General features: G+C 39.0%; 24 protein-coding genes. 13 read left to right on the top strand and 11 right to left on the bottom strand.

Annotation, left to right across the window (positions count from 1 at the left end):
- Window positions 1-356: 356 nt before the first annotated feature.
- Together OQ267_RS18590 and OQ267_RS18585 are read right to left on the bottom strand one after the other, a co-directional pair.
- Window positions 357-608 carry a hypothetical protein gene (locus OQ267_RS18590; RefSeq protein WP_088301739.1) on the bottom strand — a complete coding sequence of 84 codons (252 nt, stop codon included), beginning with the start codon at window positions 606-608 and terminating at the stop codon, window positions 357-359.
- A 14-nt stretch (window positions 609-622) separates the two neighbouring features.
- Window positions 623-1,339: a DUF3291 domain-containing protein gene (locus OQ267_RS18585; RefSeq protein ID WP_265837407.1), complete on the bottom strand. Its 717-nt coding sequence runs from the start codon at window positions 1,337-1,339 to the stop codon at window positions 623-625.
- Between the two features lie 117 nt (window positions 1,340-1,456).
- Here OQ267_RS18585 and OQ267_RS18580 point away from each other — a divergent pair, with 117 nt between their 5' ends.
- From OQ267_RS18580 to OQ267_RS18545, 8 genes are all read left to right on the top strand, one after another.
- The gene (locus OQ267_RS18580; protein WP_265837406.1) at window positions 1,457-1,936 is read left to right on the top strand and encodes a GAF domain-containing protein; all 480 of its coding nucleotides are present in this window, start codon (window positions 1,457-1,459) and stop codon (window positions 1,934-1,936) included.
- A gap of 12 nt (window positions 1,937-1,948) precedes the next feature.
- Window positions 1,949-2,554 carry a DNA-3-methyladenine glycosylase gene (locus OQ267_RS18575; RefSeq protein ID WP_265837405.1) on the top strand — a complete coding sequence of 202 codons (606 nt, stop codon included), beginning with the start codon at window positions 1,949-1,951 and terminating at the stop codon, window positions 2,552-2,554.
- 50 nt (window positions 2,555-2,604) lie between these two features.
- Window positions 2,605-3,093, top strand: a complete 489-nt coding sequence (locus OQ267_RS18570) for a pyridoxamine 5'-phosphate oxidase family protein (protein ID WP_265837403.1) — start codon at window positions 2,605-2,607, stop codon at window positions 3,091-3,093.
- Between the two features lie 71 nt (window positions 3,094-3,164).
- Window positions 3,165-4,451 carry a kynureninase gene (gene kynU / locus OQ267_RS18565; protein WP_265837401.1) on the top strand — a complete coding sequence of 429 codons (1,287 nt, stop codon included), beginning with the start codon at window positions 3,165-3,167 and terminating at the stop codon, window positions 4,449-4,451.
- 10 nt (window positions 4,452-4,461) lie between these two features.
- Window positions 4,462-5,322 (top strand): bestrophin family protein, encoded by an 861-nt coding sequence (locus OQ267_RS18560; protein ID WP_265837400.1) that lies wholly within the window; start codon window positions 4,462-4,464, stop codon window positions 5,320-5,322.
- Window positions 5,322-6,224: a histone deacetylase gene (locus OQ267_RS18555; RefSeq protein WP_265837398.1), complete on the top strand. Its 903-nt coding sequence runs from the start codon at window positions 5,322-5,324 to the stop codon at window positions 6,222-6,224. The genes OQ267_RS18560 and OQ267_RS18555 overlap by 1 nt, the downstream gene beginning before the upstream one ends.
- An 87-nt stretch (window positions 6,225-6,311) precedes the next feature.
- Window positions 6,312-6,995, top strand: a complete 684-nt coding sequence (locus OQ267_RS18550; protein WP_265837396.1) for a pseudouridine synthase — start codon at window positions 6,312-6,314, stop codon at window positions 6,993-6,995.
- Window positions 6,996-7,034: 39 nt separating this feature from the next.
- A complete protein-coding gene (locus OQ267_RS18545) occupies window positions 7,035-7,769 on the top strand; it encodes a hypothetical protein (RefSeq protein ID WP_265837395.1) in 735 nt (244 codons plus the stop codon).
- Between the two features lie 61 nt (window positions 7,770-7,830).
- On the opposite strand, the gene OQ267_RS18540 is transcribed toward OQ267_RS18545, so the two are convergent.
- The 3 genes from OQ267_RS18540 to OQ267_RS18530 form a co-directional block, all read right to left on the bottom strand.
- Window positions 7,831-9,207: an MATE family efflux transporter gene (locus OQ267_RS18540; RefSeq protein ID WP_265837590.1), complete on the bottom strand. Its 1,377-nt coding sequence runs from the start codon at window positions 9,205-9,207 to the stop codon at window positions 7,831-7,833.
- A gap of 222 nt (window positions 9,208-9,429) precedes the next feature.
- A complete protein-coding gene (locus OQ267_RS18535; protein ID WP_265818079.1) occupies window positions 9,430-10,065 on the bottom strand; it encodes a helix-turn-helix domain-containing protein in 636 nt (211 codons plus the stop codon).
- Window positions 10,066-10,073: 8 nt separating this feature from the next.
- Complete coding sequence (locus OQ267_RS18530) at window positions 10,074-10,559, bottom strand: PaaI family thioesterase (protein WP_265818078.1); 486 nt, start codon at window positions 10,557-10,559, stop codon at window positions 10,074-10,076.
- A gap of 371 nt (window positions 10,560-10,930) precedes the next feature.
- Here OQ267_RS18530 and OQ267_RS18525 point away from each other — a divergent pair, with 371 nt between their 5' ends.
- The 3 genes from OQ267_RS18525 (at window position 10,931) to hemF (ending at window position 13,459) form a co-directional block, all read left to right on the top strand.
- Window positions 10,931-11,143 carry a coproporphyrinogen III oxidase gene (locus OQ267_RS18525; RefSeq protein ID WP_265837394.1) on the top strand — a complete coding sequence of 71 codons (213 nt, stop codon included), beginning with the start codon at window positions 10,931-10,933 and terminating at the stop codon, window positions 11,141-11,143.
- Window positions 11,144-11,244: 101 nt separating this feature from the next.
- Complete coding sequence (locus OQ267_RS18520) at window positions 11,245-12,477, top strand: MFS transporter (RefSeq protein WP_265837392.1); 1,233 nt, start codon at window positions 11,245-11,247, stop codon at window positions 12,475-12,477.
- 85 nt (window positions 12,478-12,562) lie between these two features.
- Complete coding sequence (gene hemF / locus OQ267_RS18515; protein WP_088301724.1) at window positions 12,563-13,459, top strand: oxygen-dependent coproporphyrinogen oxidase; 897 nt, start codon at window positions 12,563-12,565, stop codon at window positions 13,457-13,459.
- Here the strand turns inward: hemF and OQ267_RS18510 are convergent.
- The 5 genes from OQ267_RS18510 to gyrA all read right to left on the bottom strand — a co-directional run bounded on the left by OQ267_RS18510 (window position 13,456) and on the right by gyrA (window position 19,897).
- Window positions 13,456-14,154, bottom strand: coding sequence for an endonuclease V (locus OQ267_RS18510; protein WP_088301723.1), 699 nt, complete (start codon window positions 14,152-14,154; stop codon window positions 13,456-13,458). The two genes, hemF and OQ267_RS18510, sit on opposite strands and share 4 nt — an antisense overlap.
- 131 nt (window positions 14,155-14,285) lie before the next feature.
- A complete protein-coding gene (locus tag OQ267_RS18505; protein WP_265837390.1) occupies window positions 14,286-14,723 on the bottom strand; it encodes a hypothetical protein in 438 nt (145 codons plus the stop codon).
- A gap of 221 nt (window positions 14,724-14,944) precedes the next feature.
- Window positions 14,945-16,090: a tetratricopeptide repeat protein gene (locus tag OQ267_RS18500; protein WP_088301714.1), complete on the bottom strand. Its 1,146-nt coding sequence runs from the start codon at window positions 16,088-16,090 to the stop codon at window positions 14,945-14,947.
- Window positions 16,091-16,196: 106 nt separating this feature from the next.
- On the bottom strand, window positions 16,197-17,282 hold the full coding sequence (locus tag OQ267_RS18495) for a tetratricopeptide repeat protein (protein WP_088301713.1): 1,086 nt from the start codon (window positions 17,280-17,282) through the stop codon (window positions 16,197-16,199).
- A gap of 32 nt (window positions 17,283-17,314) precedes the next feature.
- Window positions 17,315-19,897 (bottom strand): DNA gyrase subunit A, encoded by a 2,583-nt coding sequence (gene gyrA / locus OQ267_RS18490; RefSeq protein ID WP_265837388.1) that lies wholly within the window; start codon window positions 19,895-19,897, stop codon window positions 17,315-17,317.
- A 269-nt stretch (window positions 19,898-20,166) separates the two neighbouring features.
- Here gyrA and OQ267_RS18485 point away from each other — a divergent pair, with 269 nt between their 5' ends.
- Window positions 20,167-21,378, top strand: a complete 1,212-nt coding sequence (locus OQ267_RS18485) for a TCR/Tet family MFS transporter (protein WP_265818072.1) — start codon at window positions 20,167-20,169, stop codon at window positions 21,376-21,378.
- A gap of 166 nt (window positions 21,379-21,544) precedes the next feature.
- On the opposite strand, the gene alaS is transcribed toward OQ267_RS18485, so the two are convergent.
- Window positions 21,545-24,247: an alanine--tRNA ligase gene (gene alaS, locus OQ267_RS18480; RefSeq protein WP_265837386.1), complete on the bottom strand. Its 2,703-nt coding sequence runs from the start codon at window positions 24,245-24,247 to the stop codon at window positions 21,545-21,547.
- A gap of 116 nt (window positions 24,248-24,363) precedes the next feature.
- Here alaS and OQ267_RS18475 point away from each other — a divergent pair, with 116 nt between their 5' ends.
- Entirely contained in the window at window positions 24,364-24,699 is a 336-nt protein-coding gene (locus tag OQ267_RS18475) for a MerR family transcriptional regulator (RefSeq protein ID WP_088301709.1), read from the top strand.

Below are 24,699 nucleotides of genomic sequence, written 5' to 3'. Positions count from 1 at the left end.
GCCTTACAACCTGAATTCGATTCATATCTTGAGCATTTACTCCTATACAAAAAAAATGTAGGAGGGGCATTGATTCACGCATGAGCAAGCTAAGTTCAATTATGAATCGAATTTTTGTTTAATGTTTTAGTTCAAATAAAAGGCATGGATTTCATTTATTTGGCAAAATAAACTATCCAAATTATATTCTGCTAAAGTATATAAGTTTAAATTAATCAAAGAGTTAAGTGTCATAGCCTAATATCTTTAAACAGATAAAAATTCAGATTTATATTATTTTATATCGAAAAAGCCAAATTAAATTCTGAAACTAAAAATAAACTGCTATAATTCAGTGAGTTAATATGGTGATTTGATTAGAATTGATATCTGTTATAAGCTGAAGTAAAATCACTTCTCATGAGCTTAAACCGGTTGATCACGGTAGTGATAAATTCTTCATCTAAAATCTCAAATACATCGTTTACGCCGCCACCGCTCAGGTCAACTTCTGCCAGTTTATAACTTTGCTCAAAGGTACCTTGTTCAAATTTTACAATATATTTCTGGTTCATTGAAAAGATGGTGATCTTACATTCTGGATGCGGTAATTCTGCAATAACTCTCATTGGACTTAATTGGTTTAATGATTTAAATGATGGAATGGCAGATATTCATGTACTGATTTTCCGTTAAAAACACCTTCCATCTTCAGGATTTCAAAACGTGCAAACAAGTCTTCAGCATACCAATTTCTTTCTCTGGTAAGTTTGATGATATCAGCATGGTCAAATGATTTATAGGCATAATCTTTCATGCTTTCTGCATTTTCCCAAATGGAAAAGGTGGCCTGATCCAGGAAAGGATTTTCTCCCACACCGGCTGATAGAATAAAACCTTCTGATCTCCTCATTTGATCAGCAGCTCTTTTAATGTTTTGCCTAAACTCTTTTAATTTACTAAAACGAATCTTTGCCCTTGTAATGACGGCAATTCTACCCTGATCAATTTTATGATTCACATTAGACTTAAAAGGTTCTTTACCTGACCATAAACCATGGCTACTTAAAGGCTTTAATAAAATTGTAAATTCTTCATATCCAAAAAACCTAAACCATTTTATCGGAAAAGAACGGGCATAAAATTGATCGCAATGTTCTACATTATCCCAGGTGGTGATGATGGCCCAATGCCTGTAATCCGCAGCAAGATCTACCTGCGCGTTTTTGCCACTCCCCATTAACTTCCAGAACCTGCAATTTCGATTGAGCCAAAGCGGCAGCCGGAGTATAGCCATACCGAGAAATGCAAATGGAATACTAAATCCGCGGTATTTGGTAATGGTTAAAGCTGCAATCATGTGATCAGGTGTTTAAGGCATCAAAACTAATTAATTTAACAGGATCATCACCTTCAATTTAATGTCATTATCAAATTATTAAATTAAAATGAATTAAATCCTGTTTAACTTTGGTACATGGCAGAAGATTTAACAATAGACAGGGCAATTCCAAAAGAAAAGCAATACCAATCACTTATTCCTCAAATAGAAGGTTTATTGTTTGGAGAAACAGATTTTGTAGCCAATATGGCTAATGTTTCTGCAGCACTGAAAGAACAGTTTAACTGGTTTTGGGTGGGTTTTTACCTGGTGAAAGATGAAGAACTTGTATTGGGGCCATTTCAGGGACCAGTGGCCTGTACCAGAATTAAAAAAGGAAAAGGGGTTTGCGGATCAGCATGGTTGCAACAAAAAACTTTAATCGTACCCGATGTAGATGAATTTCCAGGGCATATTGCCTGTGCTTCCGCATCTAAATCAGAAATCGTATTGCCATTAATTAAAGATAACCAGGTTATTGGCGTACTGGATGTAGACAGCGAGTTTTCTGATCATTTCGATAGTATAGACCAGGCTTATTTAGAGCAGGTTATTCATGTTTTGCTAAACAGATAATTTAGATTCATATTGAAATTAACGCCGGAATATTATCAGAATGAGGACGTAATTGCTTTGGCAAAAGACTTGCTAGGTAAAGTTCTATATACCCATATTGATGGTCAGATCAGTGCTGGCATTATCGTAGAAACAGAAGCCTACTATGGCATCAAAGACAAGGCATCACATGCCTATGGCGGCAGAAGAACCAACCGTACAGAAACGATGTATAGCCAGGGTGGTGTGGCCTATGTGTATCTTTGTTATGGCATGCACCATCTTTTTAATGTCGTAAGTTCGTTGAAAGATGATCCGCATGCGGTGTTGATCCGGGCTGTTGAACCCTTGATAGGGAAAGAACTTATGGAAGAAAGAAGAGGGATGCCAGTCTCCAGGCCTGCTGTTTCATCAGGACCGGGTTCTGCTGCGAAAGCATTAGGCATCGATCGTACTTTTAACCAGAAAGACCTGTCAGGCAATGAAATATGGATCGAAGATCACCAGGTCCGCTATATGGATGAAGAGATTGTTGCCTGCCCGCGTGTAGGTATTGCCTATGCACAGGAACATGCCTTACTACCCTGGCGTTTTTTTGTTAAGGGTAATCCCTATGTCAGTAAGCCAAATAAGGTGTAGTTAGTCAAACATTTTAAGGGCTATCCTGTTTTTCAATAAATACCAAAGCAATGAAAAACGAGAAAAACATATCGATTTTAAAAGAAATGGCAGAAAGTGTACGTACCTGTATGTTCACTACTTTTTCTGCAAGTGACGAATTGGGCAGCAGACCAATGGGTACGGCCAAGATTGAAGAAGATGGCAGCATTTGGTTTTTCACCAATGAGTATTCGTTAAAGTCAAAAGAGATTTCGAAGGAAAATAATGTGTTACTGGCTTACAGTGATCCATCAAAAAACACTTATTTAACGGTAAAAGGCAAAGCAGAGCTGGTGGATGACCAGGTAAGGAAAGAAGCTTACTTTTCGCCTTTTGTGAAAGCCTGGTTTCCTGATGGCGTAGAAGACCCCAGGTTAATTTTAATTAAGGTGACACCTGATGAGGCTGAATACTGGGATGCCTCATCTTCAAAAATTGTAGTCCTGTTTAGCCTACTCAAAGCAGTTGTTACCGGCGATACGCCGGATATGGGAAAACATGATACGATGAAATTCTAAATTATAAATAAAAAACTATTTTTAAAAAGCAGGATTGGAAACAATACCTGCTTTTTTTGTAATATTGGCTAATGAATTTTGAAAACAATTTAGCGTTTGCTCAAGCGCAGGACCAGGCTGATGTATTAAAAGATTTCAGGCAGCAGTTCTTATTTCCTAAACATCATGACCAAGAATTTATATACCTGTGTGGAAACTCGTTAGGGCTGCAACCTAAAGCAGCATTTCAGGTATTGAGCAGGCAGTTATCCAACTGGGCAAATCTGGCAGTAGAGGGTTGGTTTGAAGGGGATCAGCCCTGGATGTATTACCATAAAGAATTAAAAAATCTGATGGCCCCTTTGGTTGGTGCTTCACCAGCTGAGGTTTGCCCAATGAATACGCTGACCGTAAATCTGCACCTGCTGATGGTGAGCTTTTATCAACCCAAGGGCAGGCGTGTTAAGATTATTATGGAGGGTGGCGCTTTCCCCTCTGATCAGTATGCCTTGGAAAGCCAGGTCAGGTTTCATGGCCAAAATCCGGATGATGTCATCATAGAGGTTTTTCCAAGGGCAGGTGAAGATACACTCCGTACAGAAGACATCATCGCTAAGATCAATGAAAATGCTGAAGAAACGGCATTGGTATTGTTTGGTGGCATTAATTATTATACTGGTCAATGGTATGATATGGAGAAAATTACGAAGGCAGGCCATGCCGCCGGTGCGGTGGTAGGCTGGGACCTGGCACATGCCGCGGGAAATGTTCCTGTAAAACTTCATGACTGGGGCGTTGATTTTGCCTGCTGGTGTTCTTACAAATATCAAAATTCTGGTCCTGGAGGGATTGCCGGTATATTTGTTCATGAAAAGCATTTCCAAAACCAGGAACTCAATCGCTTTGCCGGCTGGTGGGGCTACCAGGAAGATAAACGTTTTAAAATGGAAAAGGGATTTATGCCTGAAGCTGGTGCTGATGGGTGGCAGGTGAGCTGTACACAGGTAATGCCTATGGCCCTGTACCACGCATCCCTGCAAATATTTGAGCAAGCTGGTTTTTTAACTCCGTTAAGAAATAAAAGTATTCATTTAACGGGTTATCTGGAATATATTATAAATGAGGTTAATAAAAATATTGGAAAGGAGCAATTTAAGATCATTACGCCAGCGAATCCACTGGAAAGAGGTGCGCAACTTTCTATTATTGCCGCTGAAAAAGGAAAGGCCATATTTGACGGACTGGTTGCCGAACACATACTCGGTGACTGGCGTGAGCCGGATGTGATCAGGCTTAGCCCGGTGCCTTTATACAATTCCTTTGAAGACATCTATCGGGCTGGTGAGGCCTTGCTGAAGGTGTGCAAAACTGTATTATAGTTCGTTTATTATGATCAATTACAATCCAAAAGACTGGTTTACCTTTATATTTCATTTCCATAAAGGCGATACACTTATTAAGCTTTGGCCGCTGATGATTTGTGTTTCAATGGTTTCTGCAGGTATTGCATTCCTGGAACTGAACGTTTTTAAACTGTCAAAAAGCGACTACGTGAGCAATATTGGTATGATGCATAGCCTGCTGGGCTTTGTGATTTCTATGTTGCTGGTATTTCGCACCAATACCGCTTATGATCGCTGGTGGGATGGCAGAAAACTACTGGGCACACTAACTAACGTGAGCCGGAATTTTGCCATGAAAATTAAGGCATTGAAATTACCGGATGAACATTTACGTTTCTTTGAATACGGCATCCCAAAATATGCCTTCGCCATGAAAGAACACCTCCGCGAGAAGAAATATTTTGGAAAAAACAGTTTTCTGATAGAAGTAAAAGACGGACAGCATATTCCCAATCAGATTGCCAGCAGTTTAATCACCCGCCTTTATGATTTAGTGCGTGAAGGGCTGATCTCTCAGGAACAATTGATTGTTTTAACCCAGGATGTAAATCAGTTTACTGATATCTGCGGAGGCTGTGAAAGGATCAAAAATACACCAATTCCTTTCTCATACAGTGCCTTCATCAAAAAATTTATCTTTATTTATGTGCTGACGATTCCCATTGGCTGGGTGTTTAGTTTGGGTTATTATCTGGTACTTATTGTTCCCTTTATCCTCTATGTATTAGCAAGTTTAGAGCTCATAGCTGAAGAGATAGAAGATCCGTTTGGTTTAGATGCCAATGATTTACCTGTTGATACCATCTGCAATAACATTGAAAAACATGTAGAGGAGATTTTAAGCTGATGATCAAAATAGCTTATCATCATCTATACGCACATCCCTTACCCGAAGGACACCGTTTTCCGATGTTGAAATATGAATTAATTCCGGAACAACTGTTGCATGAAGGAATTATTACCCCGGCGAATCTTTTTGAACCAGAATCTGTAAGTGAAGAGATTGTGTTATGGACCCATCATCCTGACTACTGGATGCAGCTCCGAGACCTGACGCTACCTGCAAAAGAACAGAGAAGAATAGGTTTTCCGCTAAATGCACAATTATTAGCACGAGAACTGAGGATTACCCAAGGTACCATTGATGGTGCCAGATATGCCATGCATAATGGAATTGCTTTTAACGTAGCAGGTGGCACTCATCATTCTGGTAGTAATTGGGGTGAAGGATTTTGCTTATTAAATGATCAGGCTATAGCGGCTAATTACCTATTGAATAATAATTTAAGTAAAAGTATCTTAATTATCGATTTAGATGTACACCAGGGAAATGGCACCGCAGAAATTTTTAGCAAAGAGAGCAGGGTGTTTACTTTTTCCATGCATGGTGATAAAAATTTCCCCTTCAGGAAAGAACAGTCTGATCTGGATGTTCCGCTTGATGATGGTGTGGAAGATGAAGAATATTTAGATTTATTGCGTAATCACCTTCAAATAGCCTTTGACCAGGCTAAGCCGGATTTTGTTTTTTACCTGTCGGGGGTAGATGTATTATCAACCGATAAGCTGGGCAAAATTTCACTGAGCAAGGCGGCTTGTAAAGAAAGGGATCGGATGGTCATTCAGGCTTGTAAAACTAAGGGATTGCCTTTACAAATCAGCATGGGCGGGGGATATTCTACTGCTATCCGGGATATTGTTGATGCACATTGCAATACATACAAAGTTGCTTTCGATCTTTACCACTAAGGAAAGCCCTAAAAATTTGTCAAGTTTGGAAGATAATCTTCTTCAGGGCTGTATTATCCGCGCCAGATCATTTATCTTCGCGGCCATATGCTGGAGATTATTTACGAAAACGATCATTTAATTGCCATTAACAAGCCACACGGTTTGCTTGTTCACCAATCATCAATTGCCAGAGATGCTACGGAATTTGCTTTACAAATGCTTCGCGACCAGGTAGGCAGGCATGTGAGTCCGGTGCATCGTTTAGACCGAAAAACTAGCGGAATCTTATTGTTTGCTTTTGATAAGAATACTGAAACTGCTATGCATCAGCAGTTTATGAATACAAAAACGATTAAAAAATATCTGGCTATCCTGCGGGGTTTTGCACCAGAAAGCATGGATATTGACTATCCACTTGCGAAGGAAAACGGAACGATGCAGGATGCCTTTACTTCTTTTAAAACCTTGCAGCATGCTGAAGTAAATGTTCCTTTCGGAAAACATGCCACTTCCAGGTATTCCCTGGTGGAAGCAACACCTAAAACCGGCAGAATGCATCAGTTAAGAAGGCATTTCAGTCACATATTGCACCCCATTATCGGCGACCGTACCCATGGGTGTAACAAACAAAATAAATTTTTCCTGGAACAGTGGAATATGTCCACCATGCTTCTTCATGCATCAGAATTAACATTTACACATCCCGTTACTTCCGAATCCATTCACTTAAAAGCAGCACTGCACGACGAATTTAAAAGGGTAATGGACTTTATGAATATTCACCTTTAACACAATTTTTGCCTGAAAAATCTGTTTATTAAAAGATCTATGCTTACATATTTACGTTTTATCCTTCCAATACTGGCGCTTTTTGCTGCCAGTTGTTCTTCTGTCTACATGCCGAATGTGCCCAATACCCCGATGTTAAGTAAACAGGGTGAATTTAGTGGCGGCGGACATATCTCCTTAAAAGGAAATGCCAGCATCAACGGGGCCTATGCAGTATCCAATCATATTGGGGTACTTTTTAGCGGTTCTGCCATGAACAACGATCGCCGGAGCAAAGATTTTGGCCATAAGCTTATTGAAATTGGCGGTGGTTATTATGATACTTTTGGGCCAGACAACAACAGGATCATTGAAATTTATGGTGGCGTAGGAAAGGGCTGGAGTGATATCACCTACAGGGATTATAAAAACGATATACTGATCAGCAGTGAACTGCAGGAGGTTGATTACAGAAAATCCTTTTTGCAGGTCAATTATAGTTCAAAAAAGAAGAATAATCTCCGCTTATTCGGTACAGATTTCCCCATTAACTATGGAACAGCATTGCGCATAAGCCATGTGAGAATGGATCGTTTTTTTCTGAATGGTGTGGTGCAGCCTAAGGAAGATAACATTTTCTTTGAACCGATTTTTTTTACCAGGATGGCACTGAGTAAGGTGGTTCAGCTTCAATATACCACCAGCAGTAATATCGGCTTGAAAAGCCGTAAATACATGTCGGCCGGTAATTCTATCTTCACTATTGGTGTCGTGGTGAATGTAGGTGGAAAATAATACTAAACATCTTACAGATCAGCTGCCTAACCTGAACTGGCGGCTGATCTAAATATGATCCTTATGATGAGAAAGGTTCTGGTTTCATGCTCAGAGATTTGGTTTTATTCTGAAATCTTAAGAACAATAGGATAGAAGCTGTTAATAAACCTAACGTTAATCCGTACCAGATGCCATTTACGCCTAAGCCAAAGTAGAAGCCTAAGAGGTAACCCACAGGTATTCCCACTACCCAATAGGCCAGAAAAGTAATGAAGGTTGGCATATTGACGTCACCAATTCCCCGCAGGACACCTAAGCCTACTACCTGCGTACCATCAAACAGCTGAAAAAAGCCTGCAATGATCAGTAATTGCGAGGCAATAGCCACTACTTTTAAATCACTAGTATAAATAAAAGGCATCAGGTTGTTGGCCAGCATAAAGATAATGGCGGTGCATGACATGAAAAGTAGGATCACATGATAACTGGCTATGGCTGATTTACGTAAATCAGCAAAGTTGTTTTTACCAAAGTTGTTTCCGGTTTTAATGGTGGCTGCAGAAGCTATCCCGCTGGCCATCATATAAGTCATTGCGGCCAAACCAATGGCAATCTGGTGTGCAGCCTGTTCTACGGCACCGATGGTACCAATCAGAATAGCTGCACCACTGAATGCACTGATTTCGAAAGAATATTGCATCGCCACCGGCGCACCGATTTTTATGATTTTTCCGGCTCTGATTTTATCAATGAAAGTGGCTTTAAAGCTAACCAGGTATTTTTTAAAATGCTTTGACCTTAAAACATAAATAGCCATAACTGTAGCCATTAAACTTCTGTCAATTAAAGTACTTAAGCCAACGCCACTTACACCCATTGGTTTAATGCCGAACATGCCTTTTACAAAAATGATTCCGAGGGTAATATTTAACAGGTTTCCCCAAATGGAGACAAACATGGCCTGCTTGGTAAATCCCAAACCTTCTGCAAATTGTTTAAAAGTCTGAAAGACCAGCAAAGGTACAATAGATGCTGAAAGTAAGCCTAAATAAGGTTTAGCATAGGCCACAACGGCAGGCGTTTGGTCTAAGTGGTCAATGACCAATAACACACCAAAATGAACCAAAGCATACAGGAAAATACCTATAACAATATTAATAATTAAACTGTTGGATAATAGCTTCCCACATTCTTCATGATTTTGCCGGCCGTTTTCCTGCGCAATTAAAGGCGTTAAACCATAGGAAATCCCTAACCCAATTACCATGATCAATATAAAAATACTATTCACCAATGAAACGGATGCCAGCTGAGTGGTATCTGTAAAATGACCAACAATTACACTATCAGCCATATGAACCAAAGTATGTCCGACTTGTGAACCCACAATTGGCAGGGCTAAAAGCAGATTTTCTTTATAATATGGCTTGTATTTGGCGTAGATTTTAGAAAACATCGTTCGCAAAGGTCGGGTTTTTAAATCTCAATCAAAGCAGGTAAAATAAATTTTAATTCAGGTGAGTCTTCAAAAGCAATAACGATTCATCGTAAACCATCATGGCGAACCGAAGTTTAGGGCTGAGCGATGGCGTGAAGCAATCTTTATCATGAAAACAGATTGCTGAGTTGGCTGAAAAAGCCACCTCAGCAATGACGGAGATAGATTAACTGTTCAAAACTACACTGATTTCACCGCCGTAAAATACTCTTCTTTTTCAGTCGTATGGATCTTAATCACGTTCGTAATAATCAGGTCGACAAGTATTTTTTGTGCCTTCCGGTAAGAACAACGTAATAATTTACTCAGTTCTTTGAGGGTAATTCTTTCTTTGCGGTCCAAGTATTCCAGCAGTTTTTTTTCATTATCTGAATAGGAGATCAGCACCCCCTTGTCTTTATGGCTATTCTTTAAAACCTCCACAATGATCTTGCTGGCGAGTACACTTTTATCATCAATGCGGATGTAGGCCCACCACTTTTTCTGGTCATCGAGAGCATAATGAGGTTTGGTATCGCTTTCGGGGATGTTTACCACCAGAACCAGCTTATCATCCACATAGATTTCTTCAAAGGAGGGCTCTATTGCCGGTTTACACAACTGGTGTGCAGCAGTTAAGATCATATATTTTTCCTCTTCTTCTGACTTTACTCCTTTAATGCGACCATCATCGGCTACACCAATAAGAAGTTGCCCCCCTCTGTTGTTTGCAAATGCAACCAGGCTTTTTGCAATTTTTTCTGTATTGGTAATGGTTTTTTTAAAGTCGAGCTGAACGCCCTCACCCTGAAAAATCAAACTTTTAATGCTCGGCATATCATCAATTAATAAGCAACGGTAGGCCATTCGCCCTGATGCAGGTTTCGGATATAAACTTCATTCATTACGGTGGCACATAACTCACCTTTTTTATTGGTAATTTCCATCGGGTAGGCTTTTACAAACTTACCTGCTGTTCTTAAAGCCTGTTCTGCTTCGGCAAGCATATCATCGGTAATTTCAATGGTGAAATATAAGTGAGATCGGCCAGGTTTCAGGTAGTGGATGGAGGCGCTTTTTAACCATACCCTGACTTTAAATCCTTTGCGTTGCATCAGCTGATCAAATAACAAGGCGTAAAAAGGATCTGTAGCAGCGTAAATGGTTCCGCCAAAAATAGAGCCATTATAGTTTTTATTCAGAAAACTCTTATTAATTTTTACCGTACAGCTTCTAAAGTCATCTCCGAATTTCTGAACCCAAATGCGTTGAAAGAACAATGGTGGATAAAGGCGCATTACCCATTTAAGGGTGTTTGGAGAAATTATCATATATCACTAATATCAGAAAGTTTTATCACCTTTTAAAGTTTTCAGGTGATGTTTTAGTCATATTTTATTTGCTTGATTAAACAGCTGTAATTATTTATTTTAACAGCATTCATCAGACAGGAGCAATTTTAATATCAGTAAAATAATTATTGCCTTGAAGGTAATTTTGAAGGTAACAATCTTGTTTTAGATACCGTTTTACGATAAAAATAAATGTATTAGTGTATGTTTTACACTCAAAAAATCGAGATTTTAATTGATTTAATATATTGATATACAGTTTTTTGAAAAAAAATATAACTATTTTGAGCCAAAAAATAAAACCAAATGGTAACATCATTGTTAGAGATTACAGATAACAATAAGAAACTATGAAAAAAATAATCTTAAGTCTTGCTTTTGCTGGTACGATCATGATTGCCACTTCAGCATGCAATTCGTCTAAAAACATGGCTGGTTCTTCAGACAGTACAAAGATGGATTCAACTACAACGACTCCAATGGATACAACAAAAACAACTACACCTCCGGATACTTCAAAAACAACACCACCGGATACAACATCAAAAACACCTCCAATGTAGGAGAGATAAAAGCCATCCCAAACCGGATGGCTTTTATTTTTAATTTCTGTTTTTTTTATTTGGCCTAATTTGTACTTTCAGCAATTAAACCAAATAGCTAAATGGATTCCCAAACCAAATCAAACAACCGAAATGTTATCTTCCTGGTTATAGTAGCCGCCCTGGGTTATTTTGTTGATATCTATGATCTCGTTTTATTTTCAGTAGTCAGGCTAAAAAGCTTTTCAGATATTGGTGTTTCACCAGAACATATGCGAACTGATGGCGAGTATGTCATCAATATGCAGATGTTTGGTTTGCTTCTCGGTGGATTATTGTGGGGCATTATCGGAGATAAATTTGGCCGGATTAAAGTGTTATTTGGTTCCATCTTGATGTATTCTCTGGCCAACATTGCGAATGGTTTTGCCACAGATGTGCACACCTACGCCATGATCAGATTTGTTGCAGGTATTGGCCTGGCAGGTGAACTGGGTGCCGGGATTACTTTGGTTACTGAAACCATGGATAAGGAAAAGCGTGGATATGGCACCATGGTGGTTGCCGGAATTGGCTTATTAGGGGCTGCCGCTGCCGCTACTATTGGTAAGCACTTTACCTGGCAAACTTCTTATTTCGTGGGTGGTGGTATGGGTTTATTACTGCTGCTTCTTCGTGTCGGAACATTTGAATCAGGAATGTTTAAACATGCAGAGCAATCTGCACATGTCTCAAAGGGAAATTTCTTCATGTTGTTTTCAAACCGGAAAAGGTTTCTGAAATACCTGGCCTGTATCTGCCTGGGTTTACCGCTTTGGTTTATTGTGGGGATCCTTGTGACACAATCACCAGAAATTGGTAAGGCATTGGGGGCTAAAGAAGTGCTGAATGCAGGTACGGGCATTATGTATACTTATTTTGGGATTGCCATAGGGGATGTGGTGTGTGGTTTCCTGGCTCAGATGCTCAGATCACGCAAAAAAACAGTGCTTATTTTTCAAAGCTTATCTGTGGTTGCTGTTCTAATTTACCTCACCAGCAATAATCTAACAGAAAGCAGCTTCATTCTCATTTGTCTGGTTATGGGCTTTGCGGTGGGTTACTGGGCTACTTTCGTCACCATTGCTGCTGAGCAGTTTGGTACCAATATCCGTTCTACCGTAACCACTACCGCACCCAATTTTGTACGTGGTGCTTTAATACCCATTACCTTGATTTTTGAGTTTTTTGTTCATCAATACAGTATTGTGACGGCAGGATTTATCGTCATGGGAATAGTTACTATTGTTGCGATGATTTCGGTCGCATCTCTGAAAGAAAGCTTTGACAAAGATTTGAATTACCTGGAAGAATAACTGTGTCAATAAAATGTACTATCTGCAGATAAATCAATATCACTGACTGAATAGCCTTAAGTTTGTAGTAAAGGTAAATACGATCATGATATTTAAAGAAGAGGTAGCATCGCGTTATAGGCAGATTCAGGATGAAATTTGCAAAGGATTAGAGATGGCAGATGGCAAAGGAAAATTTGAAGAGGAATTATGGGAGCGAAATGGTGGGGGAGGTGGCCGTACCCGGATCATGCAAAATGGCTCTATCATTGAAAAAGGTGGCGTAAACTTTTCGGCTGTTCACGGCAAATTACCTGAACCGATAAAAAAGGCTTTTAAAGTAACGGAAGATGATTTTTTTGCCACAGGAGTTTCCATTGTGATTCATCCCAATCATCCGCTGGTTCCCATTATCCATATGAATATCCGTTATTTTGAACTCAATGAAGAAACCCGCTGGTTTGGTGGCGGAATAGATTTGACACCTCATTATGTGTTTGAAAATGATGCACGGTTTTTCCATCATAAATTGAAAAATGCCTGTGATGAATTTAATCCTGAGTTTTATCCAAAATTTAAAGAACAGGCCGACAATTATTTTTTTATCAAACACCGGGAAGAAACACGCGGTATTGGTGGCATTTTTTACGATAGACTAAAGCCCGAAAATACAAACTTATCCTGGAATGGTATTTTAGATTTCTCTGCCAATATTGGTGAAACTTTTCTACCTATCTATACCGAGTTGCTGGAACGGAACCGTGATAAGGAATTTACGGATATTCAAAAGGAATGGCAGTATCAACGAAGAAGCCGGTATGTGGAATTTAACCTGGTGTATGATTCAGGAACTAAATTTGGTTTAGAAACCAATGGCAGAATTGAATCGATTTTAATGAGTTTACCACCACAGGCCAATTGGGGATATAATATTCAGCCAGAAGCTGGCTCTGAAGAGTATCAAACTTTACAGTTGCTCAAAAAAGGCATCAACTGGATTTAAAACAGGGTAAGGGGCTGGTGTTGAATATGATAGCCAGCCTTTAATTTACCTGTCCTGAAATCGTTTACAATATCATGAATCAACCGGGTTGGTTCTGGTATTCTGTAATTTCCAATACATTTTTTAATTACGGCCAAAGCCTGTTCATTGGTAATTAAATGCCCTGCAGAGATATAAACCGGTTTGTTATTGTCTTTGGTTCTTAAAGCATAGCCCAATAATTCACCATGACTTTTAATTTCTGCCGTACTGAACTTAGATCTTTCCGGTAAATGGTTGTCGCCATATAAAATACTCTTGGCACAGCCAATGGTGGGTTGACTGGTCATCACGCCAAAATGCGAGGCAACACCCATTCGCCTGGGATGCAGAATGCCATTACCATCAAGCACCACAACATCAGGTTTTACCGGAATCAAATCCCATACTTTTAAGAGCGCAGGTACTTCTTTAAAACCCAAATATCCAGGTTGATAAGGAAAAGTAGTTTCATAGGTTTCGAGTGCGTATGATTGAATCACCATTCCCGGGAAACTTAAAATGACTATTCCGGCATACATGGTTGAACTGCCTTTATCAAAAGAAATATCAGCACCCGCAATGGTATGAATGGCTTGAAGAGGTTTAAAAATAAGTTGCCTGGATAAGGCTATCTGTAAAGCATCAGCTTCAGGAAAGGTGAAATGATCATACATGTTAGCACAACAAAAAATGAAGTATTTGGTTGTACAAATCTGCTAAGATTGCGTACGGAAAGTTTCGGAATGTTTATCACTGAGCAGCTTTAAATATTAAGACTGCTCAGTGATAAACTAATTACGGAATTTTATTCTACCCAGGCAATTGGAACATAAACGGTTACATAACCATCGGCACCAATCATTTCCGGAGATAAGGTTACGGTGACAGATCCATAACCCGTCCAGTTTCCTTGGCCACGTTCAGCTGAGAACTCATAGGTTCCCTCAGGTAAACCAGTCATTATTCCCGGCAATTGATAAGGTAAAAATGTTCCGAATGAAGAAGGTCCATTTTCACCATAATACTCATCACCACTTTCCTGGTTATAAGCAGTAAATCCTGGCGATTCTGTGGATACTGAAGTGGTTAAGCTGCCATCAAGATTTCTGTAGCCTAAACGGATGTTGTAAGTGGTTAGTTTAGCTTTAGTAGTGCTAACTGGTTTTGGTACTTCTGTTGTAGCGTAAGTGGTTAAGGAAACCATACATAATACCAGCATGCAGATTGAAATGATCTTTTTCATAATAAATGGTTTTAGTTTATCATAAAGATCATAAAAAAAATCTTTTTATCTATTAATCCAGGATTATTAAAGTATTAATAAAAGACCTTGAAGTATGTTTAGTTTAAAGAAGTGATGATGTTCGAACAGACAAACTAATAAGTAATAATATTAGTCTCATAATTAATATTATGTTAAGTTAATATTTAAAGGCTTCCTCCTTTGTTGCGTTTTGAGTCCTATTATAATTCCTGAAGTTTGCGGTTTAGTTCCTGTACTTTGTCCGTATCTTTTTTCCGGGAATAGATATCTGCCAATAGCTGAACCGTTTTTTTATCGTTGGGATTAATTTCATTTGCCCGCTGCAAAGCAAACTGTGCACGGTTGATTAATGAATTATACTTAGCTGCTTTTTCAGGGTCACTTTTTTTCAAAGTTTCATTTGCCGTATTGATATATGCCAGGCTTAACTGATACAAAGCATCAAAGTAATTTTGATCTGTAGCCAGCGCTTTGTCATAAGCCAGGATTGCAGTCGAATTATTTCCACCGGCCTGTTGTAGGTATCCATATAAGAAATAAAGCAGTTTGTTCGCCTTTTCAACTTTAAGGTTGCCTTCAATCAAACTGGTTGCTTTGGCGTAATTTTCTGTATCTAAAAGCAAATTGATATACTCATTGGTCAGATTATGATGAAACGGATTTTTCAATAACCCCTCTTCAAGGGTTTTAATGGCTGTTTCATTGTCGTATTTTGATGCATATAACTGAGCCAGCTTTTGAAACATTGATGCATTGCGAATGCCGTTATCCTTAGCCCTTTTAAAATAGTTAATCGCCTCATCATAATTTTGAATATTCAGTGCACAAATGGCTGTATTTAAGGCCAAGGTAGTATCCGCAGGAAAACTGTCGCTAACCTCTTTTAAATCATCATAAGCTTCCTTAAAATCATTATTAAAATAAGAAGCATTGCCCAGCTCCTGTTTTTTGATCAGGATATTGTGGTTGGAAGCCTTAATCAGACCAGAATTATCTTCATATTTATCTAAACCTCTGGCCTGTTTAATGGCAGCATTTGCGGCTTCGTAAAATTTATCTGAATTGGCAGCATCGGTATCAATAATTGCGGCATAAGATGTCAGGTATGATTTCAGTGACCAGGTTTCTGCCCAGTTTTTTGTTTTATTATCCTTTTCTGCAGATTCAATAGCTTTTAAGCCTTCCGCAACAATGGAAAGTTGTTTCTTCTCATCATCCTTATTGGCTATGGAAGCCTGAAGTTTCCCAACCGAATTTCGGGCAATGAGAATCTGACTTTTCTGGGCAAAAGAATGTAGTGAGGCGGAAACTAGAATTGCTGTGAATAGCTTAAAACCATTATGCATAGTAATCAAATATTGATAGGTATAAAAAATGCTAGTTCGGTAAAATTAAGCAAAAAAAAATAGTCCTGACTTAAATCAGGACTATTTTTTAAATTTTAGCTTTCAACTATTGCTTTGGCAAGGCATCTAATTTTGCCTTTACATCATTATAGTTTTTAGTATCGTTTCTAAACGCATAAATGGTTTTTAACGTTTCTAAAGCACCGGCATTTTTCGGATCGATTTCCAAGGCCTTTTTATAAAATGGCAATGATTTATCCAGTAAGCCATTCATTTTGGTGGTGATTTCATTAAATTCTTTCACCTTCTTCTGGTCAATTTTATTCCGGTCTGCCTGAAGTTTCAATGCTTGAGAGAAATAAATATTTCCCAATAACACCTGATAGCTGGCATTATTTGGTTCTTTTGTGGCTAAAGTATTTAACATCTGCTCAGATTTCGCTACATCTCCCCTGTCGATATAAATCTGTGTTTCGGTTTTGATCAAATCAGCATTATCAGGATATTTGGCTACTGCTTCAGCAATTAAAGCCAGCGCAGCGGTAGTATCCTTTTGTTTTCTTAACGTGACATCAACCAATTCATTGTACAAATCTTTAGATTGTGGAGAGTTTAAAGAGATCACCTTTTTAAACTGTTGAATCATGCCTGGATAATCTTCCACATTTCTTGCAGCAATTCCCGCATTCAGGTACATAGAAGTATCTGCAGGATTGATTACAGTAGCCTGAACAAATTTAGCATAAGCCGTTTTATAATCTTTTTTATTATATGCCAATACACCGGCATTTCTTACCGCATTGGACACATTGGTTTCTGCAAGTGTAATGTTTTCTTTTTCTGAGCCTTTGGTATCCAGCTTTTTAGCTTCTACCAATGCATCCTGAGCGATTTTTAAATTCGCGTCTGCATTAGCTGCATTCACGGTATCTAAAATGGCAGCTGAAGAAGCAAATAATGCACGATATGTCCAGGCTTCAGGCATTACTTTAGACTTTTCATCTGCAATGGCTTTATCTGTATGGGCTAGACCGGTTTTAATTGATTCTAGTTTTTTATCTAAAGGTGTTGCACCTTGTGTTGTTAACTGAAAAATTCCCCATGCTTTTTTAGCTTCATTAACCTCACTTTTCTGAGCAAATGCAGCGCTTACCGCTCCTGCTAAAATTATACCTAGAAATACTCTTTTCATAATTTTTATTCTAATTTTTATTTTAGTTAAACTTATTCTTCTGTTGTTTCATCGGCATCATCTTCCTCCTCTTCCGTTTCTTCAGCAGCAGGGTCAGCTTCCAGTTCTTCACCATCAACAACCAGTACGCTGTCTAAATCAACTGTTTCTTCTTCATCCTCTTCATGATCGATCTTTGTTACTGATGCAATCTCATCATCACCCTTCAGCGAGATTAATCGTACCCCTTGCGTGGCACGTCCCATTACCCTTAATGCTGAAACAGGGATCCTGATTACAATACCTGAACGGTTAATGATCATCAGATCTTCGCTATCTGTAACGTCTTTAATGGATACTAATTGCCCGGTTTTCTCGGTAACATTGATCGTTTTTACACCTTTACCACCACGATTGGTTACGCGGTAATCTTCAATGTCCGTCCGTTTTCCATATCCTTTTTCTGATACTACTAACACCGTAACTTCCGGATTGTTTACAGCAATCATGCCAACAACCTCATCTTTATCATGCGCAAGCCTTACACCACGCACACCAGTTGCTGTTCTGCCCATCGGACGAACTGTACTTTCATTAAAACGAATGGCTCTGCCAGAGCGTAAAGCCATGACAATTTCACTCTGTCCGTTAGTTAAACAAGCTTCTAACAATACATCTCCGTCATTAATATTGATGGCATTAATACCATTTACACGCGGACGTGAATAAGCTTCAAGAGAAGTTTTCTTAATGGTACCTTTTTTAGTACACATAATAATAAAATTGTTCTCCAGGTATTCCTGATCCTTCAGGTTTTTCACCTTAATGTAAGCCTTGATTTTCTCGTCTTTCGGAATGTTGATGATATTCTGTATCGCCCTTCCCTTACTGGTTCTGGAACCTTCCGGAATTTCGTAAACCCTCAGCCAGAAACATCTACCTGCTTCGGTAAAGAACAACATGTAATTGTGGTTGGTGGCCACCAGCATATGTTCAATAAAATCTTCATTTCTGGATGTGCTTCCTTTCGATCCTTTTCCACCTCTACCCTGCGCCCTGAATTCAGTTGCAGGCGTACGTTTTACATAACCTTCATGAGATATGGTAATGACTACCTCTTCATCATCAATGAAATCTTCCATGCTCATATCTTCGGCAGAGTGAACAATCGTTGTTCTACGCTCATCGCCAAATTTCTGTTGAATTTCTGCCAGCTCATCTTTGATAATCTGCATCCGCAAACCTTCATCAGCCAGGATAGATTTCAAATACTCGATGGTTTTCATTAATTCTGCATATTCTTCCTTGATTTTATCACGCTCTAGTCCTGTTAAACGACGAAGCGTCATATCCAGAATGGCACGTGCCTGAAGATCACTTAAACCAAATTTCTCCATCAAGCCCAAACGAGCCTCTTCCGGAGTTTCTGATGCACGGATTAATTTAATTACTTCATCTAAATGATCTAAAGCAATTAAATAACCTTCTAAAATATGTGCCCGTTTTTCTGCCTCAGATAATTCATATTTGGTACGGCGAATAATCACATCATGTCTGTGATCCACAAAATGTACGATTAAATCTTTCAGATTTAACATTTGCGGACGACCTTTTACCAATGCAATGTTGTTTACACTGAAAGAAGTTTGTAGTGCAGTATACTTATATAAGTTATTTAAAACGATTGAAGCATTGGCATCACGTTTAATTTCGTAAACAATCCGGATACCATCTTTATTGGATTCATCTTTAATGTTCGAAATACCTTCCAGTTTTTTCTCGCCAACCAATTCAGCCGTACGCTCAATCATCTGTGCTTTGTTTACCTGGTAAGGAATCTCGGTTACGATGATCACCTCACGGTCTTTAATGCTTTCAATTTCGGCTTTTGCACGCATCACGATACGTCCACGACCTGTTTCGAAAGCTTCCTTTACCCCGGTATAGCCGTAAATGATCCCGCCTGTAGGAAAATCAGGGGCTTTAACAAACTTCATCAACTCCTCAATCGTGATATCATGATTGTCAATATAGCCTACAACGCCATCTATTACTTCAGTTAAGTTATGCGGTGCCATGTTCGTGGCCATACCTACTGCAATACCTGAAGATCCGTTTACCAGTAAATTAGGGATTTTAGCAGGTAATACTGTTGGCTCCTGTAAGGTATCATCAAAGTTCAGCTGGAAATCTACTGTATCTTTATTGATGTCAGCCAGCATTTCCTCTGCAATTTTAGAGAAACGGGCCTCTGTATAACGCATTGCTGCTGGTGAGTCACCATCAATATGACCAAAGTTTCCCTGTCCGTCAACCATCGGGTAACGCAAACTCCAGTCCTGAGCCATACGAACCATGGTGAAATATACGGATGCATCACCATGTGGGTGATACTTACCTAACACTTCACCAACAATACGGGCAGATTTTTTATGTGGTTTATTACTAGTAACGCCCAGATCAAGCATGCCATATAAAACACGGCGGTGTACCGGTTTCAATCCATCACGTACATCAGGCAAAGCCCTTGATACGATTACCGACATTGAATAGTCAATGTAGGCCGATTTCATCTGCTCCTCTATATTAATCTGGATGATTTTGTCGTTTTGTTGATTTTCTAAATCTTCTGCCATAAATTATTATTCTCGTTATCAAAAACGATGTTTCAAAAAGCTATTCTTATAACCTTGCGAATTTAGCAAAAATATGCCGAAATAAGGCATTGTGGAAAAGTTTTGGCTGTAGCTAAAGGTTTTTAGATGAAAGTTTTTTTTGGTGTTCTTACAGTCGTATTTAAATAAGTTTTTTTTTATACAAGCCATTTAATTTATTTTTCCTCATTAAAATGATAACACTTAAAAGATTAACTTCAAAATTCTATTTTTGTATATAACGCAAACTTATGGCTAAGCAGAAACAATCGGCGATGATCTTCATCATGATTACGCTTTTGATTGATTGTACAGGATTCGGAATTATTATTCCGGTGCTGCCAAATTTAATAAAAGAATTTACCGGCGGAAGTACAAGTGTTGCTGCAGATTATGGCGGCTATTTAATGGTGGCTTTTGCACTACCTCAATTCATCTTTTCTCCCATATTGGGCGGCTTGAGTGATCAGTATGGCAGGCGACCTGTATTGCTTTTTTCTTTGTTTGGTTTAGGAATCGATTATTTATTCCTCTCTTTCGCCCCATCTATTTTTTGGTTTTTTATTGGACGAATTATAGCCGGAATTACCGGAGCGAGTTTTACAACCGGAATGGCCTACATTGCCGATATCTCTACGCCTGAAAAAAAGGCACAGAATTTTGGTTTAGTTGGTGCGGCATTTGGCCTGGGTTTTATTTTGGGATCAGTAGGCGGCGGTTTGCTTAGTCAGTTTGGTTTACGCGTTCCTTTCATGGTTGCGGCAGGCTTGTCATTGATCAACTGGTTATATGGTTATTTCATCTTGCCTGAATCTTTATCAAAAGACAAAAGAAGAAAATTTTCTTGGAAACGTGCCAATCCTGTAGGCTCATTTATCAATGCATCAAAATATCCTGCCATTTTAGGCCTGCTTGCTACGTTGTTACTCCTTTATATCGCCAGTCATTCCGTACAATCAAACTGGTCATATTATGTGATTGAAAAATTTCAATGGACACCAACCATGATTGGTTATTCGCTGGCAGTGGTTGGAATAATGGTTGCGCTGGTTCAGGGTGGATTGATCCGGATTATCATTCCAAAAATCGGGAACAGAAAAGCCATCTATTTTGGGTTGATGCTTTATGTAGTAGGTTTCGTATGTTTTGCTTTTGCCAAAAATGGAACCATGATGATGTTATTTATTATTCCATATTGCCTGGCCGGAATCGGCGGACCAGCGATGCAAAGTATTATTTCTAACCAGGTGCCTGAAAATGCGCAGGGCGAAATTCAGGGAATCACCACCAGTTTGCAAAGCCTGGCAGCAATTATCGGTCCTTGGCTGGCCAGCCATATCTTTGTCTATTTTATTCAGGACGGGACTCCCCTCTATTTTCCGGGAGCACCTTTTATCTTAAGTGCATTTTTAACTATGATCGGACTCTTTATTGCGATTCGTGCCTTGCGGAAATATCATTAATAAATTATTCCAGTAGTTTATTCAGGGGCCGTCATGGCAAAGAGAAACAACGAATTAATTTTCTCTTAAGTAAGATCAGACACAAAATTGCCTCAATCGATTTTATCGGTTAAGGCAATTTCAGCAAATGGATTTATTAAAATTTATACTTCGTTCAGCAGGCAAATTAACCTTGTGGGATGAAACTTTCTGCTTTTTCCAGTACCGAGGCTAAGCCTGCAGGGTTTTTACCACCGGCAGTAGCATAAAATGGCTGACCACCGCCTCCTCCCTGAATTTCCCTTCCTAATTCACGAACGATATTGGATGCATTCATGCCTTGTTTTACCAGTCCATCAGATAACATCACCGTAATACCTGGCTTACCGTCAATTTCGGTCGTAAATACCAAATAAAGATTATCAACCATATCCTTTAGTGAGAAGGCGAGATTTTTAACCGCATCAGCACTTTGTAAATCCAGGTGCCGGGCAATCAGGTTTACCCCGTTTATGCCCCTCACATGATGCACAATTTCGTTCTTTAAATTGCCAACGCGCTCTAAAGTGGTTTTTTCTATTTCCTTTTTTAGCTTAGCATTTTCATCCAGCAAAGCCTGAACAGCGGCAGATAAATCCTTTGAACCATTTAATAAGGCCTTTAAATGGCCAAGTTCTTTACGCTGATCTAAAAAATATTGTTCGGCTTTGTCGGCAGTAATGGCCTCAATCCGGCGTACACCTGCTGCAACTGCACTTTCAGAAACAATTTTAAATGAACCGATTTGCCCGGTTGCTTTTACGTGGGTACCACCACAAAGTTCTTTGGAGAAATGGTCATCAAACGTAATCATCCGAACAAAATCACCATATTTTTCACCAAATAATGCTGTAACGCCACTTTCAATGGCATCTTGATAAGGTACGTTTCTTTGTTCTTTCAGTTTGATGTTTGCCCGGATCTTCTGGTTCACAATCACTTCAATCTGCGCCAGTTCTTCATCGGTTACTTTAGCAAAATGAGAAAAATCGAAACGTAAGTAATCGGCATTCACCAATGAACCTTTCTGGTTCACATGCTGACCTAAAACCTGCTTTAAAGCCGCATGCAATAAATGGGTTGCGGAGTGATTATCTTCAGTGAGCACACGTTTATCTTCATCTACCACTGCCCAGAATTTCCCTTCCAGGTTATCAGGCAGGATATCTGCAAAATGCACCGTTGACCCATTTTCTTTTTTAGTATCTGTAATGTCTACCCAAAATTGGCGGCTGTGATCCTCTAAGCGGCCTGTATCGCCTACCTGACCGCCACTTTCAGCATAAAATGGTGTCTGGCGCAGTACAATCTGGTATTGCTCCTTCCCTTTTGCTTTAACCTTGCGGTATTTTAAAATTTCCGTTTCAATTTCCAGATCATCATAACCCACAAATTCACTTTGATCATCGGCATTCACAATTATCCAGTCACCAGTATCAATGGCTGTGGCTGCACGAGAACGATTTTTTTGTTCACCAAGGTACTTATTAAAGCCTTCCATATCGACACTCCAATTTATTTCTCTAGCCATCAGCTCTGTTAAATCTATTGGAAACCCGTAAGTATCATTAAGTTCAAATGCAAATAATCCAGAAATAACCTTCGATTCATGATTTTTTACTTTTGTTTCATCTACAGGATATTTTTCAGTGTTTGGACCGAGAAAACTTACGATACCCATTTTTTGTATGGGATTAATATATTCAATAAATCTTTTTATACCTGCTGATAAAGTCCTTAAAAAAGAAACTTCCTCCTCCAAAACCACTTTTTGCACAAAATCCTGTTGTGCAACCAATTCATCAAAAACACCTTTAAACTGTTCAGCCAGCAGAGGTACCAGTTGATTCAAAAATGGCTCTTTGAAATTTAAAAAGGTGTAGGCATAACGAACTGCACGACGTAAAATCCTGCGGATCACATAACCCGCTTTGTTATTGGATGGCAACTGACCATCGGCAATCACAAATGAGATCGCACGAATATGATCGGCCATTACACGCATGGCGATATCCGTTTTTTCATCAGCACCGTATGGAATACCTGATTTCTCCGCAATAAACTGAATCATTGGCTGGAAAACATCCGTATCGTAATTGGAAGTTTTTTGTTGTAAAACGCGTACCAAACGTTCGAAACCCATTCCGGTATCAACATGTTTTGCGGGTAAGCTTTGCAACGAACCGTCTTTCAGGCGGTTAAACTGCATGAATACATTGTTCCAGATTTCTATGACCTGCGGATGATCGGCATTGACCAAAGTAGCGCCACTAACCAATGCTTTTTCTTCATCCGTACGGCAGTCTACATGAATTTCAGAACATGGTCCGCAGGGACCGGTTTCACCCATTTCCCAGAAATTATCTTTCTTATTCCCGGGTAAAATATGGCTTTCATCCACGTATTGTTTCCAAAGGTCGTAAGCTTCCTGATCTTTTGCTAAACCCTCCTTTTCATCACCTTCAAAATAGGTCACATATAATTGTGCTTTAGGTATTTTATAAACTTCAGTTAATAATTCCCAGCTCCAGGCAATGGCTTCCTTTTTAAAATAATCGCCAAAACTCCAGTTGCCCAGCATTTCGAACATGGTGTGGTGATAGGTATCAATCCCTACTTCTTCCAGATCATTATGCTTTCCTGATACCCTTAAACAACGTTGTGTGTCGGTAACTCTTGCATATTTAATGGCAGCCTCACCCAAAAACAAATCCTTAAACTGGTTCATCCCGGCGTTGGTAAACATTAAGGTAGGATCGTTTTTAACCACTATGGGTGCCGACGGAACAATATGATGTTGTTTCTGTTCGAAAAAATGAAGGAAGGCTTGTCTTATTTCTTTAGCTGTCATTATTTTAAATGTTGAAGGAACAAAATTAAAATTTTATTGCGTTAATCAGGAAAAATCGAGCTACATTTGAAAGCTTTAATTAATCGATGTAAACCCTTAACAATCAAGCACAAGTTATGCCGTACAAAGAAAGAGACATTAATAAAATGTATTATACGATGGGCGAAGTGACTGAAATGTTTAATGTTAACGCCTCTCAAATTCGCTTTTACGAGAAGGAATTTGATATCCTTCAGCCCAAGAAAAACAAGAAAGGCAATCGGCTTTTTACGCCGGAAGATATTGAAAACCTTAAAATCATCTTTAATTTAGTGGATGAAAAAGGCTTTACCTTAAAGGGCGCTAAGGAACATTTAAAGCACAATAAATCAGATGTGAAGGAAAATCAAAAGATTATTGATTCTTTAGAAAAACTAAAGGGCTTCCTGGTGAATTTGGCAAAAGAACTTTAG

The sequence above is a fragment of the Pedobacter sp. MR22-3 genome (assembly GCF_026240075.1).
Taxonomy (GTDB): domain Bacteria; phylum Bacteroidota; class Bacteroidia; order Sphingobacteriales; family Sphingobacteriaceae; genus Pedobacter.
This window is presented reverse-complemented; position numbering and strand designations above follow the sequence as displayed.